A 14,726-nucleotide genomic window follows, 5' to 3' on the forward strand; every position below is an offset into this window, starting at 1 on the left:
TACGCGCAAGAAACATGTTTCATCCGGTCAACTCGACGACGCCAGTCAAATTCTCCGACATATGCCTGTGTCCGTCGGCAATGCCGACGGCTGCTCATGTTCGGTCACCCGCAATCGCTGACGGAAGGTCGATTTCCCAATACTCTGCGCACGTGATCGCAGGTGAAAGTGAGGCTTGCGTTACCCAGCGTGCATCCCGTATCGTAAAATAATCACTTTCGTGGGAGCGCTCCCACGCATCTCGGCTCAACGCGGCGAGATACGCGGCGACGTCCTGCGGAATCGACGATCAAGCGTTTTCTGGTTCAACCACTTTTCTGCGTGGTCAGCTGGTCCTGCGCATTGTCTGCGCAGAGAGGAGAACGCTCGGTGACGATAACGCCGACGACTGACAACGAGCATTTAATAGCGTCGCTTTCCCCACGCAGGCAGGAGGCGCTGCGCCGGCTGCTTGCCGCCAGGGCCGCCAAGGCCGCCGCCGCCAACGCGATCACCCCGCGCGGCGAGGGACCCGCCCCCTGCTCCTACGAGCAGACCCAGATGTGGCTCGGCGCCCGCTTCGCCGAGGGCGCCCCGGCGCCCAACGCCACGATCGGCCTGCGGCTCACCGGCCCGCTCGACCTCCGGGCCCTGACCATCGCCCTGGACAGCCTGGTCGAACGCCACGAGATCCTGCGTACGGTCTACGAGGGCGACGGGCACGAGCCCCGGCAGGTCATCCTCGACCCCGGGCCCGCGCCGCTCGACGTCGTGGACCTGCGGGAGCTGCCGGAGGCCGAGCGGGAGGCCCGGGCCCGGGAGATCACGTGCAGGGCCGCCGTCGAACGCTTCGACCTGGAGGCCGGGCCGGTCCACCGTACGACGCTGGTGCGGCTGGCCGACGAGGACCACGTGCTGATGTTCGTCTGCCACCACATCGCGTGCGACGGGTGGTCGGTCGGCATCATCGTGGACGAGCTGACCAGCGTGTACGCGTCCGCCCACGAGGGCAGGCCCGCCGAGGTGACCGCGCCCCCGCTCCAGTACGCCGACTACGCGGCCTGGTCGCGGCGTGAGCTGACCGGCGAGCAGCGCGAGCGGCGGCTCGCCCACTGGCGCGACCGGCTCGACGGCGCGAGCGCGGTGGAGCTGCCCATCGCGCGGGACGGCCAGGCCGTCACCGAGGGCAACCGGAGCGACTGCCACCTGTTCACGCTGCCGGAGGAGGTCCTGCGGGCGCTGCGGGAGGCCGGCGGCCCCGGGACCACCCCGTTCGTGGCCCTGCTCACGGTCTTCTCGATGCTGCTCGCGCGATACACCGGGCAGGGCGACCTGACGATCGCCACGGTGGACGGCGGGCGGCGCCGCGTGGAGCTGGAGCCGGTGCTGGGCTGCTTCGTCAACGCCCTGCCGCTGCGCGCCGACCTGTCCGGCGACCCGTCGTTCCGGGAGGCGGCGGCCGGGATCCGGCGCAGGCTCGGCGAGGCGCTCGCCAACCACCTGCCGTTCTCGGAGCTGGCCGGGGCGCTGAGCGACCGGGACGCCCGCAACTTCTCGCTGTCGACCGTCGGCTTCTCGCTGCGCGTCTTCCGCGACCAGCGCGGGCGCTGGCCCGGGCTGGAGGCGTCGGTCTGGGAGCACGAGGTCGACGACTTCACCTACGACCTCGCGCTGCTGGTGCACCTGAACGGCGCCGGCGACCCCGAGCTCTACCTGACCTACCAGAAGGACCGGTTCGACGCCGACGCCGTCGCCCGGATGGCCGGGCACTACCGGGCGCTGGCCGAGCGCATCGCCGCCGCCCCGGACACCCCGCTGGCCGGCCTGGAGCTGCTCACCGACGCCGAGCGCGAGGTGGTGCTGGACGACTGGAACGACTCGGCCCGGCCCTACCCGGACGTCGCCCTGCCCGAGCTGCTGGAGCGCCACGCGGACTCCGACGCGGTCGCGGTCGCCTTCGAGGGCCGCACGACCACCTACGCCGAGCTGCACGCCCGCGCCAACCAGGTCGCTCACCTGCTGCGCGAGCGGGGCATCGGCCCGGAGGACACGGTGGGCGTGCTGCTCGACCGGAGCCCGGATCTCATCGCCTGCCTGCTTGGCGTGTGGAAGGCGGGCGCGGCCTACCTGCCGATGGATCCCAAGTTCCCCGCACAGCGCGTGCACGACATGCTGTCGATCGCCGCGACCCCGCTGGTCCTGACCTCAGCGGGTTATGCGCATCTGTTCGAGGGCGTCGAGGTGGTCGACGTGGGCGGCGGCCTGCTCGACGGGCAGCCGCGCGACCCGGTCGGCGTGCCGTACGACATCGACCGGCTGGCGTACGTGATCTTCACCTCGGGATCGACGGGCAAGCCGAAGGGCGTGCAGGTCACCCACCGCGGGCTGGTGAACCACGTGTGGTGGGCCGTGGAGGACCTGGCGTCCCAGGGCGACGGCGGCGCGCCGCTGTTCGGCTCGGTGGCGTTCGACCTCGTGGTGCCCAACCTGTGGGCGCCGCTCATCACAGGCCACCGGGTCACCGTGCTGCCGCAGGACTTCGACATGGGCGAGCTGGGCGCGCTGCTGGTGGCGGGCGGGCCGTACGCCTTCATCAAGTGCACCCCCGGGCACCTGGAGGTGCTCGGTCACCAGATCGACGCCCGGCAGGCCGCCGCGCTCGCCGGGAAGATCGTCGTCGCGGGCGAGGCGCTGCCCGGCTCGATGGCCAACCGCTGGCTGGAGATGCTCGGCCCGGGCCGGCTGATCAACGAGTACGGCCCCACCGAGGCGTCGGTCGGCACGTGCATCTATCCCGTGCGGGACGCCCAGCTCGTGGAGGTCGTCCCGATCGGGCGCCCGCTGCCCAACATGCGGATGTACGTCCTGGACGCCAACCGCCGGCTGCAGCCGGTCGGCGTGCCGGGCGAGCTGTACGTCGGCGGCGTGGGCGTGACCCGCGGGTACATGAACCGGCCGGACCTCACCGAGGAACGGTTCCTGCCGGATCCCTTCAACCCGGGCGGCCGGATGTACCACACCGGCGACCGGGTGGCCTGGACCCGCGACGGGAACGTGGCCTTCCTGGGCCGGTTCGACGACCAGGTGAAGATCCGCGGCTACCGCATCGAGCTGGACGAGGTGCGGGCGGCCGTCCTCGATCACCCCGGGGTGCGCGACGCGGTCGTCACCGTCCACGCGTTCACCTCCGAGGACAAGCGGCTCGTCGCCTACTACGTCCCCACCGGTCCGGAGCTGTCCGATCTGGCGGACCACTGCGCGGAACGGCTGCCGGACTACATGGTCCCGTCGGTGTTCGTGCCGCTTGCGACCATCCCGCTCAACGCCAACGGCAAGGTGGACCGCAAGGCGCTGCCCGATCCGGTGGTCCGGGTGGGCGACGACCTGGCCGAGCCGACGACCGAGACCGAGATCCTTGTGGCCGGGGTCTGGCGGGAGGTCCTCGGCATCGACGCCGTCTCGATCGACGCCGACTTCAACGCGCTCGGCGGCCACTCGCTGCTGCTCATCCGCATGGTCGCCAAGCTGCGCCAGGCGCTGCCCTCCGGCGGCTACCAGGTGACCGTGCTCGACGCGATCGCCAACCGCACCGTGCGCGAGCTGGCCGCGGTGATCGACGCCGCCAACGGCACCCCGGAGAGCACCGCCGAGGAGGGCCCGCGCGGCCTGCTGGTCGAGCTCACCCGGCCCATCAAGACGCCGGCGCTGTCGCTCGTCTGCATCCCGTACGGCGGGGCCAGCGCGATGGTCTACCAGCCGCTGGCCGACGCGCTGCCGGACGGCCACTCGCTGTTCGCGGTCGCCCTGCCCGGCCACGAGCTGGGCGTCGAGGAGAGCACGATTCCGTTCCACGAGGCCGCCCAGCGGGTCTGCGACGAGGTGGTCGAGCGCGTGCGCGGCCCGGTCGCGTTGTACGGCCACTGCGTCGGCAGCGCGCTGACCGCCGAGATCGCGCGGCGTCTTGAGGCCGCCGGGCGGCGCGTGGAGGCCGTCTACATGGGCGGCAGCTTCCCGTTCGCCACCCCCACCAAGGGCCTGAACGGCCTGCTCGGGCGCATCTTCCGCAGCAAGGCGCTGGACAACGCCAACGCGCACGCCAACTGGCTGCGCGCGATGGGCGCCGATCTCCAGGACCTCGAACCCGAGCAGGTCGACCACATCATCCGCACCATGCGCGTGGACGCGCGGGCCGGTGAGGACTACTTCAGCGAGCTCGTGGAGCGGCAGAGCCCGCAGCTGCGCGCCCCGGTGATCTCGATCGTCGGCGACCGCGACGCGCTGACCGACTTCTACCAGGAGCGCTACCGCGACTGGCACTGCGTCTCCGAGACCACGGCACTGGTCGTGATGGCCGAGGCAGGCCACTACTTCCTCCGCTATCGCACCGAGGAACTGGCCGCGATCGTCACGACCACCCACGCCGCCGTCGAACGCCCCGGAGAGTGGCGGCCACGCCCACCCGAGGACCCGGCGACGTGGTGGCGGCAGGCGCTGTCCACCGACCGGAAGGCCGACGTCGCCGGGCCGCAGCCCAGCCTGGGCCGGTTCTTCACGGTGGCGACCGGTCAGATCGTCTCCATGATCGGCGCCGTGATGACCGAGTTCGCCGTGCCGATCTGGGCGTACCTGAAGAGCGGCTCGCTGGTGCAGTTCGGCCTGTTCGCCATCATCGGGCTGGTGCCGGGGCTCGTCCTCGCGCCGCTGATCGGCGCGCTCGTCGACCGCTACGACCGCAAGCGGGCGATGCTGGCCGCCGACGGCCTGTCGCTGGCCGTGCAGGCCGCGCTGCTCGCCCTGATGGCCGGCGACGTGCTGAGCATGCCCCTGCTGTACGGCCTGCTGGTCGTGCTGTCGATATCGGTGACCCTGCAACGGGTGGCCTGGCAGTCGGCCGGTCCGCAGCTCGCGCCCAAGCACTATCTGCATCACGTCGGCGGCGTCGTCCAGCTCGGCAACGCCGTGGCCCAGCTCATGGTGCCGCTGTTCTCGGTCGCCGTGCTGGCGCTGATCGGCATCGAGGGCATCCTGACCGCCAACGTGGTCTGTTACGCGATCGCGTTCACCGTGACCCTGCTCGTGCGCTTCCCGGCCACGATGGCCTGGCGGCGCCGTGAGACGGTCTCCGCCGAGATCCGCAACGGCTTCCGCTATCTGCTGCGACGGCGGGGCCTGCGGGCCATGGCCTTCACGATGTTCATCGTGAACTTCTTCCTGTTCACCGGGTTCATCATGATCTCGCCGCTGGTGCTGTCGGTCGGCGAGCTGGCCGACACCGGGCGGGTGGCGCTGCTCGCCGGGATCGGGGCGGTCTGCGGCGGCCTGATCATCACGCTGTGGGGCGGCCCGCGCGACCGCCGGATGTTCGGCATGCTGGCGGCCGCCGGCGTGCTGGGGATCTTCTGCGCGATCGCCGGCCTGCGCCCGTCGCTCGTCCTCATCACGATCGGCGCCTTCGGGATGTCGCTGATGATGACGATCAGCGACGGCATCTGGCTGACGATCATCCACTCGAAGGTGCCCCAGCGCTACCACGCCCGGGTCATCGCGATCAACCGGATGCTCGCGCTGTCGACCCAGCCGGTCGGCCTCGCCGTACAGGCCTGGCTGGTGGGGCTGCTCTTCGAGCCGCTGATGCGGCCGGACGGCCCGCTGGCCGGCACGGTCGGCAAGGTGATCGGCGTCGGCGAGGGCCGCGGCATCGGCCTGCTGTACGTCGTGTGCGGCCTGGCCATCGCACTCACGATCACGCTGGCCCTGCGGCACCCGGCCCTGGCGAGGTTCGACCAGGAGACCCCGGACGCCGAGCCGGACGACCTGGTCGGCCTGGAGGCGCTGCGCAGCCGCCAGGAGGCGAGCGTCCCGCCGCCACGGGTCCCGGCCGAGCTGTGAGTACGGGCGACAGGTGATCAGGTGAAGCGGAAGGTGGGCCGGCCGCCGGGACCGGTCTCGGCGTCCAGCGTCTTGCCGCCGACGGCCTCGGCGACCTCCGGTTCGACGAAGACGCGCACGTCCGCCTTCTCGATCACCTCGTCGCCCGCGAACGGCGCGCTCGCCAGCGACAACTCCAGCGAGGCGGGCTCGCCCGGCTTGGCCGCGATGCGCAGGCCCGCCTCCTCGGGGAGATACTCCCCCACCATCAGATCGCGGATCGCCCGAACGGCATGGTCGGTCACTGTCAGCACGACGCGCCTCCTGTGTGCTTACGCGTCCTTGGGCTTGCGCCGCCGGTTCATCGCGAGCCATCCGGCGTCCCAGGCGGCGTACCTGTGGTGATCGAGACGGCGGCGCACAAGGGCGAGGCAGGCGAGCAGCATCGTCAGCGACAGCGCCGCCGTGGCCGTTCCGGACGCGACGGCGTCCGCGACCGTGTCGATCCGGCTGCGCGGGCCGTCGCCGGGCCTGCCCTCGTGGTCGAGCCAGATCCGCACGGGCGTGCCGGCCTTGGCCGCCGAGGGCACCGGCGCCTGCCCGGTCACCGTACGGCCGTCGGCGGTCGTCCAGGCGACGCCCGTGCGCAGCCGCGCGGCGGTGCCCTCCACGGCGACCCAGGTGGCCGCCGGCGCGTCACGCGTGACGGTCGCCGTCACCCACCGCCCGGAATGCTCCTCGGCCACGCCGCCGCGATAGACGGCGGCGCCCACGGCGTACGCCGCGCCCAGGCTCAGCACGGACAGGATCAGGAAGGCCAGGACGGCCAGGGACTCGACGCGGTCGGTGCCGCGCCGTAACGGATTGCCGTCGGGCAGGTAGCGTCGCACCCGCATCGTCACCGGGCCGGATCGCATCGCGTCACCCCTCCTCCTCGTGCGCCTTCTCGTGTGCCTTCCGGCGGCCTCACGCGCCTTCTGGCGGCATATGTCTCTGGGCGGCATATGTCTTTTGGGCGGCGCAGTCTTCTGGCAGCACCCGCTCTTGGCGGCACAGTCTTTTGGCGGCACAGTGCGTATCACTCGCCCGGCTCCCGGAACGGCGGCGCGTCCGGCGGAGGGCCGGAGGGCCCCTGGATCAGCGCGTTCAACGTGGTGTCGCCGATGATGGCGCGCTCGGCCTCGGCGGTGTCCTCCAGCGCGACGATCCGCTCGGGTCGCCGCGCCTCCCGCTCCGCCTCCTCCCGGTCCCTTACGGCCCCCTCGATGGCGTCCAGCATCTCCGCCCGGCTGTAGGAGCCCTCGGGGATCTCGTTCAGGAGGGCGAGGGTCTCGGCCGGCACGTGGATGTCCGCGGCGGCGGCGGAGTAGAGGTCGCGGCGCGTCACGCGGAGACGGTCGTGGAAGAGCTCGTCCACGACCTGGCGCAGCCGCTCCGTCTCCGCAGGCATGCCTTCTCCTTCCGGTCTCTCCTTACCCCCCGCGGTGCGGATCCCACTCCCGGCTCGAAGATCGGCCAGAAGATCGGCTGACAGATCGGCCCGGAGATCGGCCCGGAGATCGGCGCGCTCAGGCGAGCCAGTCGAGCCACTCGCCGTGCGGCCCGGCCATCGCGAGCGGTTCGCCGTCGAGCGCGGGCAGGAAGGCCAGCCGCCGCTCCGGCAGCTCGGCAGTCAGCTTCGGAAGGAGGGAGGGCAGCCGGGGCGAGCCCTCGTTGGAGATCCACCGCACCGGCAGACCGCGCACCCGAAGATCGCGTACGAGCGCCACGAAGCGGTCCCGCGCCTCGGCGTCCAGGTAGGGCATGAGCGCGCTGTGGTAGACGACGACCGTCGCCCCGGCGGGCGCGGCGGCGACGAGATCGGGCAGGGCCGCCGCGGCGTCCCCCCGCACCAGGCGGGGCGGGTCCTGCCGCGCCATCCGCACCGCCCCGCGCAGCCGGGCGAGCCGGTCCTGCTGCTCCGGCCACACCAGGCACTCCAGCCAGCGCACCGCCTCGTCGTCGCGTACGTCGACGGGGTCGAGGTCCAGCCCGGCCCGCCACACGACCTCGGGGGGACGCTCCGGCACCGGCACCTTCCCGTTCGTCCGGCAGGTGAGCAGCACCGGGCTTTCGGCCGGCCCGATCTCCGGCCCGTCGTCATAGCGGTAGCGGTAGCGGTCGGGGTAGAGGCACAGCCCCGCCGAGGCGCCCACCTCCACCAGGGCGAGCGGCTGCGGCAGCGCCGCCAGCACCGGCAGCAGGCTCGCGCACCGGCCCGTCTCGTTGGTCTGCGTCCGCCGGGCGAGCATCGTCTCCCGCACCTCGGGCCAGTGGCGCACGAGCCACTCCCGGAAGCGGCCGAACTCGTCGTACGGCCCGCTGAGGAAGCGGACGGCGGCCAGCAGCAGGTTCGGCTGCCGTTTCGGCTCCGGCAGGCCGTCGATCAGTTCGAGCAGCCCGGGGTCGGCCGCGATCCCGAGAGCGAGCGCCTCGTAGGCCGGGCTGCGCTCCCTGACCTCCTGCTCCGCGAAGTACCGATACCTCTGCGCCGTCTCCATGCCTGTCTCCCTATATCGACCTCGACATCCCATCAAACCAGGAGGAAAGAGCGCACGATAAGAGGGGCTCGGCAACCGACACCACATGCGCGCCCAAGGCAGTCGAAAGAAAAGGCGATGGCCGTTTACACGGTGAACGGAAAGGAAAGCCAAGGCGGCAGGGAACCATTCACGGCGGGTCACTAATACCGACATTCGCGATGAACGAGGCGATGTCGGGGAACCCGCGCATAGGAGAGCTCAATTGCCCAGAAGAATGAGCCTTGTCGCGCTTCTCACGGTCGGCGCACTGCTGACCGACGGCACCGTCGCCCACGCCGCCGCGGACGGCACGGCCGCTCCCATACCGGCGCGCGGCCTGGCCGGTCGCGCCGCCGCCGACCCCTTCTCCCCGCACCCCGGCGCGAACAAGAACAAGAGCAAGAACAAGAACGATCAGCGGCAGCGGGGCGACCAGGGCCAGGGCCAGAACCAGAAGCTGCTCCGTGATTTCACCCAGGTCCTGTCGCCGGTTCAGCAGTCCACGACGCAATCGAGGGCACTGCCGGACAACCGGCAACTCGCCCATTCGCGCACGATCACCTCGAACACCCAAAAGACCGATTCGCACGTACGGAATTCATCGGCGCAGAAGACCAGGCAGAGCGCCAACGGCCGGCAGAACGCCGGCGACCAGCAGAACGCGGCGCAGTCCCGGAAAAACCCCAGGAACGAGCCGGCGCCGAAACCCTGCGATCCCAACATTCGCGTCATGACGCAGAACATGTACCTGGGCAGCAACTTCGCGCCGCTGATCGCCGCGCAGACGCTCCCGCAGTTCCTCGCGGGGGTCACGACCGTCTACCAGAACATCATCGCGAGCGCGCCCGCCGAACGCGCGGCCGCGGTCGCCCGCGAGATCGCCCGCAACGAGCCCGACCTGGTGGGCCTCCAGGAGGTCGACATCGTACGAACCGGTTCGCGGCCGGCGGAGAACGTGCAGTCGGACCAGTTGAACGCCCTTCTGGCCGAGCTCGACCGGCTGGGGCACCACTACGAGACGGTCGGCATCATGCCCGGCACGGACATCGAGGTGCCCAGCACGCTCGGGATCGACGTGCGCCTCACCTATCGTGACGTGGTCATCGTCAGGGCGGACGCGGCCAGGAAGATCACGCTGTCCAACCGGCAGGTGCAGACCTACGTGATCAACTCGACGCAGCGCTCACCGGCGGGCACCATCACCGACATCCGCGGCTGGATCTCCGTGGACGCCACCGTCTGTGGGCGGACGTTCCGCTTCGTCAACACCCATCTGGACTCGACACCACCGTTGACCGTTCAGCGGGCGCAGGCGCAGGAGCTCGTGGCGAGTGCGGCGAACACGCGCCTGCCCGTCGTGTTCGTCGGCGACTTCAACGCCAACGCCAGTGACCCGGACGATCCGACGTTCGCCACCTACCGGTTCCTTCTCGACCAGGGCTTCTCCGACGCGTGGAGGTTCAGGCACTCCGGAGACCCCGGATTCACCTGCTGCCAGGCGCCCGACCTGCGCAATTCCGTCTCCTCGCTGTCGCGCCGCATCGACCTCGTCCTGTTCCGCGGGGCGTTCGGGGTCAAGAACATCAACGTGATCGGGAACAGGCAGACCGACCGTACGCCGCTGGGCCTGTGGCCGTCCGACCATGCGGGAGTCGTGGCGACGCTGCGGCTGCCCGGCCGCACGTAGGCCGCTCGTCCGCCCACAGACCGGCCCGTTCACGCGCGGACCGGCGGGAGGCCGGGCAGACCGACGCGAACCGGCGCAGACCGGGTAGACCGGCGCGGACCGGCAGGAGGACATGCAGACTGGCGCAGACCGGCGGGAGGCCGGGGCGTTTCAGGCCCCGGCCTCCCAGGCCCACAGGCGCTCGCCGTCCTCGACGTGATCGGTGGGCGCCAGGCCGACCCGGCCGGCCACCGCCATGGACGCGTGGTGATCGGGATGGATGTGGGCCTCAATGCGGGCGACGCCGCGCGCCCGCAGCCACCCGGCCAGGGCAGCCGCCGCCTCCGAGGCGTAGCCCTGGCCCTGCCACGTGGTTCCCACGACCCACGCGACCTCGGCCCGCCGCCCCTCGTCCGCCACGGTCGCCTGGACGTAGCCGACCGCCCGCCGGTCGGTGTCGCGGCGGATGATCCAGTTGAGCCACTCCTGCCGCCCGTCCGGTGAGCGGCGGGCTTCGAGCCTGGCGTACCTGGCGCGGAGCTCCTGCGGGGTGGGCGGGGCTCCGCCGATGAAGGCGTACAGCTCCTCTCCCGACAGCACCTCCGCCATCTCGTCCGCGTCCTGCACGGTCAGCGGCCACAGCGTGAGCCGCTCCGCCGCGATGATCCCCATGTGCCGAGTCTCCTCCGCCCCGGCCCGGTACGCCCAGTGGTTTTCCCGCACCCCGGAAAAGAAGATCAGCGTACGAGGCTCAGATGCCGACGGGTTCTCTCTTCCCGGACTGGGCGATCCCGTTCACGACGAGCCACACGTTCGTGGAGGGATTGCGCCCTTTCCGGTTAGGTGCCGAGTGATCGGGATCGGCCGATTTCGCACGGCGTTCGGCTCGAAGATAGTCGTGGTAGGGAAATGTCGCAGAGAGATGCTTGTCGTAGTTCGGCAGTTTCGTCGCGAGCTTCCGCTGGATCTCTTTGGCGGTCAGAGCGGCCGGACAATCCTGATAGTGCCACAGCAGCCAGATCTCGAAGCAGGGGCGGGAGATGACCAGATTGATCCCATCATCTCGCGCCACGCGGATCGCCTCATCCAGAGAGGCGTGATCGTCGACGTCCACCACCGCCCATGTCTCGTCATAGGCGAGGAAGGCGTCCCGGTGCCGCCGCGCGGCGGAACGGGCCTTGTCCCGACGCCGGATCGCCTCCCTCACGACGCTCAGCGGATCCTTGCCGCAGCCGTCGACGTCGCAGTGGCCGACCTCTACGGGGACTGCTCGAAAGTGGTCTTTCACCCCGTTGAAGTATTGGACCTCGGTGACGACGCCCTCGCATATGACGAGGATGCGCTTCTTCGGATCTCTTTTCGCTGAAGGCCGTTCCAAGCGTGGGGGGCTACGCCGAGGGCTCATCCAGTCGGGGTTCCATTCCTCGGAAGATCTCGCGAACTTTGTCGAAGTTCAGGTACGGCACAGCACCATATCGACCCTGGAGGTAACCACGCTCGATGTTCTCGTCGGTTCGTGGCCGGAAATCGGCGAGCGGGAAAAGGGATGTGGCACCGTTCGCGTCCTTCTCCGTGAACCAGACCTCGTCCCGGCCCAGGGTGTCGTCGGCGAGCATGGTGCCGAGCAGTGTCGTGTCGTGGGACGCGAACAGCAACTGCGCCCCGGTCCGGTTGATCTCGGGGTCCTGGAACATCCGGATCAAGGTCGAGGAAAGCACGGGGTGAAGGCTGGAGTCGATTTCGTCGACCACCAGCAGGTGTCCGGCCAGAAGCGTCACCAGGGTGTAGCCCAGCATCGACAGCCAGACTCGGGTGCCCGCACTCTCCTCTCTGATGTCCAGGGTGACGTCCGTCCCGGCCCGGCGTAGGCGGATCTCTTTTCCGAACTGCTCCTCGTCGGTGGCGAAGTCGCCGCCACTCTCCCGTACGGCCTCTCGCAGACGCCGGAAACTCGTGAGCACCTCGGGCGGTATCTCGCGACGCACCACCTCGGCCGACTCCAGGCCGAGATCGGCCAGCCGCAGGAGTTCGTTGACGTCCCTGGCCGCTCGGGGATGCTCGAGAAGCGACATGGTCGCCGAGAGCCGAGCCTGTTCGTCGAAGTGATCCTGCTCGGCGAAGTGGACCTTCTCCGCCAACGTCTCGTATAGGGCACCCAGCAACGGGTGGTTGTTGGAAGCCGCCGAGGAGAGGTAAAGGGCGTTCCCTCTGGTGAGCTTCGCGATCCGGGCGGTCTCTCCGCCGAGCGAACGACCGAACCTGTAGTCCTCGGGCCCGTTCCGCTCGAACAGCGTCCTGGGCCGCCCGGCCGGAAAGGAGTACAACCACTCGCCGCGGACGTTCTCGTCGTCGATCTCGAAGCCATAGGAATACCGCACTCCCTCGTCGAGGAAGTCGACCTCATAGAAGGAGGGGGTTTTGCGGCCTGTCTCGTCGAGCAGGAACGGACGTCGCGGCACCCCTCCGCTCGGCGCCCACGTGGTATGCGAACTCTTCACCGCCCGGCTCATCCACCGCAGGGCGTCCAGCACGTTGGACTTGCCCGATGCGTTCGCACCGTAGATCCCCGCCGCTGACACGGTCCGAGGGATCACAGCACCCTTTCGCTTCTGTTCCCCCCGCCGTGGCGCGGCCACGAACGACAACGTCTGTTCATCGCGCAACGACCGATGGTTGGCCACCCGGAAGCGCAGAAGCATAGTGATCACCTCTTCACTTGAGCGCAAGAACCATACAGTTTCAGAGCGATCTACGGAGAGATTCCCCCGAAACCGCGTTTCAATTGCGATCAAAGGTGCGTTTGCCTGCGAACGGCCTGAGGTCTGTCGGTCAAGATCGATACAGTGCGCCGGTGATCAGATCGCGGCGTGTCGTGTGGCCGGCGCTCGTGAGCGTGCTTGTGCTGGGAGGGCTCGCCGGCGAGCCGGATCTCACGGTGCATTCGGTGCTGTGCATCTCCACATCGATGGGCGCCGTCGCGTCGATGTCCTGCGGCGATCCCGAGTTCGAAGCCGAGATGAAGGCCAACGCCCTCACCCCCGAGGAGGCGAAGAGCATCGGGTGCCCGCCGGTGCAGTGGGACGACGAGGCGAAGCTCACCCCCGACATCCCGCAGGACCCCGGCTTCCCAAGCGACGAGCCCACCTACACCCCGCGTACGCCCGATCCGGCGATCGCGGCGCGGGTGAACCAGGCGTGGGACCGCATCGAACGCTGGCCGGGCGCGCACGCCTCGGCCACGCTGCGGAAGCTCAAGTTCGGCGCCGACCCGCAGAACCTCGCCGGGTGGGAGGCGAACGACGGCCGCCGCCTGCCCGACGCCGACGGAGGAGCCGACCCCGGAGAAGCCGACGACCGAGGAGCTGCCGGTTCGTTGGGGTTCGGCCCCGCCCCCTTCTATGAGCTGATGCCCGCCAAGCAGATCCACAGCGAGTGGAAGATGCTCTGCTACATCGGCCCCGACGGGTATTGGCGGGACGGCCACCTGATCCCCCTTCGCCTACGCCATCGACGGCGGCAACCTCTTCATCGACACGCGTACGGGGAAGACGGGCGAGTTCTTCAACGAGGACGGCCTCACCCTGGAGGGCGACGTCGTGTGGCCGTCCTATCTGGCGCTGCTGAAGGCGACCACGAGGTCGCTGGAGACCGGCAGGCCAATCCGCGGCTGGCGGCCGAAGGTCGTCAAGGGTGCGCTGGAGTGGGAGAGCACCCGGTCACGTGCCCGGTGACGGTGAACGTGCCCGGGGCGGCGTACCGCTCGGGATCGGTCGCGTCCCAGGTCACCGCCACCCGGCTGTCCTTCGAGCCGTCGTTGCAGGTGGCGGCGACGGTGCCGGGTTGCCTTGGCAGCACAAATCAGAGCGGCGCGGAGCGTGCGAAAAGGTTTTCGTGATCTCGGTTTTCGGGCGCGGCCCCGATTACGGCAGCCTGCGCGCGATCCCGTCGAGGACGAAGTCGAGCCCGATCACGAAGCGTTCCTCCGGCGTGGGACCGGCCGGATGGGTGAGCCATTCCGTGAGGTGGGGCAGGCTTCCGTCGGCGGCGGCCAGGTCGCGCAGCGCCGCGATGGCGGCATAGAGCCGGGCGTCGTCGTCCAGGCCCTGATGCCGCTCCTGACGGGCCTCCTCGCTGTCCTGCAGCGCGCTGCCCAGGACGTGCCGATCGAGCAGCGCCGCGTAGGTCATCGCGTCGCCGACGCTTGCGCCCTGCCGTACGAGGACGGTGAGCATGAACTCCAGCCGGCGCATCATGTGCGGGCCTGCCGGAGGGCGCGCGTGGACCAGCATGGCGAACCAGGGATGCCGCGACGTCATCCGCCGGGTCTCCAGGGCGAGCGTGCGCAGGTCGTCACGCCAGTCGCCGCCGGGCTCGGCGGGCAGCGGGATCTCGGCCGTGGCCGCGTCGAGCATGAGGTCGAACAGGCCCTCCTTGCTGTGCACGTGCCGATAGAGGGCCATCGGCGAGTAAGGCCCGAGCCGGGCGGCGACCGCCTTCATCGTCAGGCCGTCGAGCCCGGCCTCGTCGGCCACGCCGATCGCCGCCGCCACGACCTTCTCCCGGTCCAGCCCGCGCCTGCGCGGTTGTGGCCGGGTCCAGATCAGCGGGAACTCGTCCGTCTCTCCCTCTCCCATGCCGTAAGTTTACAACAT

11 protein-coding genes are annotated in these 14,726 nt (G+C 70.0%); 2 read left to right on the top strand and 9 right to left on the bottom strand.

The genetic code is table 11. The features are described from left to right. The first annotated feature begins 369 nt into the window (after positions 1-369). On the top strand, positions 370-5,868 hold the full coding sequence (locus FLV34_RS15520) for a non-ribosomal peptide synthetase/MFS transporter (RefSeq protein WP_147943427.1): 5,499 nt from the start codon (positions 370-372) through the stop codon (positions 5,866-5,868). A gap of 17 nt (positions 5,869-5,885) precedes the next feature. Here the strand turns inward: FLV34_RS15520 and FLV34_RS15525 are convergent, their stop codons facing one another. From FLV34_RS15525 to FLV34_RS15540, 4 genes are all read right to left on the bottom strand, one after another. Then, positions 5,886-6,161, bottom strand: coding sequence for an iron-sulfur cluster assembly accessory protein (locus tag FLV34_RS15525; protein WP_142645896.1), 276 nt, complete (start codon positions 6,159-6,161; stop codon positions 5,886-5,888). An 18-nt stretch (positions 6,162-6,179) separates the two neighbouring features. Beyond that, complete coding sequence (locus tag FLV34_RS15530; protein ID WP_142645897.1) at positions 6,180-6,764, bottom strand: hypothetical protein; 585 nt, start codon at positions 6,762-6,764, stop codon at positions 6,180-6,182. Between the two features lie 161 nt (positions 6,765-6,925). Beyond that, the gene (locus tag FLV34_RS15535; RefSeq protein ID WP_142645898.1) at positions 6,926-7,297 is read right to left on the bottom strand and encodes a hypothetical protein; all 372 of its coding nucleotides are present in this window, start codon (positions 7,295-7,297) and stop codon (positions 6,926-6,928) included. A 118-nt stretch (positions 7,298-7,415) separates the two neighbouring features. Further along, the gene (locus FLV34_RS15540) at positions 7,416-8,387 is read right to left on the bottom strand and encodes a DUF2332 domain-containing protein (protein ID WP_147943428.1); all 972 of its coding nucleotides are present in this window, start codon (positions 8,385-8,387) and stop codon (positions 7,416-7,418) included. Between the two features lie 244 nt (positions 8,388-8,631). Between FLV34_RS15540 and FLV34_RS15545 the strand changes: the two genes are divergently transcribed. Next, entirely contained in the window at positions 8,632-10,095 is a 1,464-nt protein-coding gene (locus tag FLV34_RS15545; RefSeq protein WP_147943429.1) for an endonuclease/exonuclease/phosphatase family protein, read from the top strand. A 150-nt stretch (positions 10,096-10,245) separates the two neighbouring features. Here FLV34_RS15545 and FLV34_RS15550 read toward each other — a convergent pair whose 3' ends face one another. The 5 genes from FLV34_RS15550 to FLV34_RS15570 all read right to left on the bottom strand — a co-directional run bounded on the left by FLV34_RS15550 (position 10,246) and on the right by FLV34_RS15570 (position 14,708). Further along, entirely contained in the window at positions 10,246-10,746 is a 501-nt protein-coding gene (locus tag FLV34_RS15550; RefSeq protein WP_142645901.1) for a GNAT family N-acetyltransferase, read from the bottom strand. A gap of 79 nt (positions 10,747-10,825) precedes the next feature. Continuing rightward, positions 10,826-11,452, bottom strand: coding sequence for an RloB family protein (locus tag FLV34_RS15555; RefSeq protein WP_261985786.1), 627 nt, complete (start codon positions 11,450-11,452; stop codon positions 10,826-10,828). A gap of 10 nt (positions 11,453-11,462) precedes the next feature. Then, positions 11,463-12,773: an ATP/GTP-binding protein gene (locus tag FLV34_RS15560; RefSeq protein ID WP_142645903.1), complete on the bottom strand. Its 1,311-nt coding sequence runs from the start codon at positions 12,771-12,773 to the stop codon at positions 11,463-11,465. 985 nt (positions 12,774-13,758) lie between these two features. Then, positions 13,759-13,929, bottom strand: a complete 171-nt coding sequence (locus tag FLV34_RS43390; protein ID WP_147943431.1) for an Ig-like domain-containing protein — start codon at positions 13,927-13,929, stop codon at positions 13,759-13,761. Between the two features lie 65 nt (positions 13,930-13,994). After that, positions 13,995-14,708, bottom strand: coding sequence for a TetR/AcrR family transcriptional regulator (locus FLV34_RS15570; RefSeq protein ID WP_147943432.1), 714 nt, complete (start codon positions 14,706-14,708; stop codon positions 13,995-13,997). Positions 14,709-14,726 lie beyond the last annotated feature (18 nt).

The sequence above is a fragment of the Microbispora sp. CSR-4 genome, from assembly GCF_008033685.1.
Lineage (GTDB): Bacteria > Actinomycetota > Actinomycetes > Streptosporangiales > Streptosporangiaceae > Microbispora.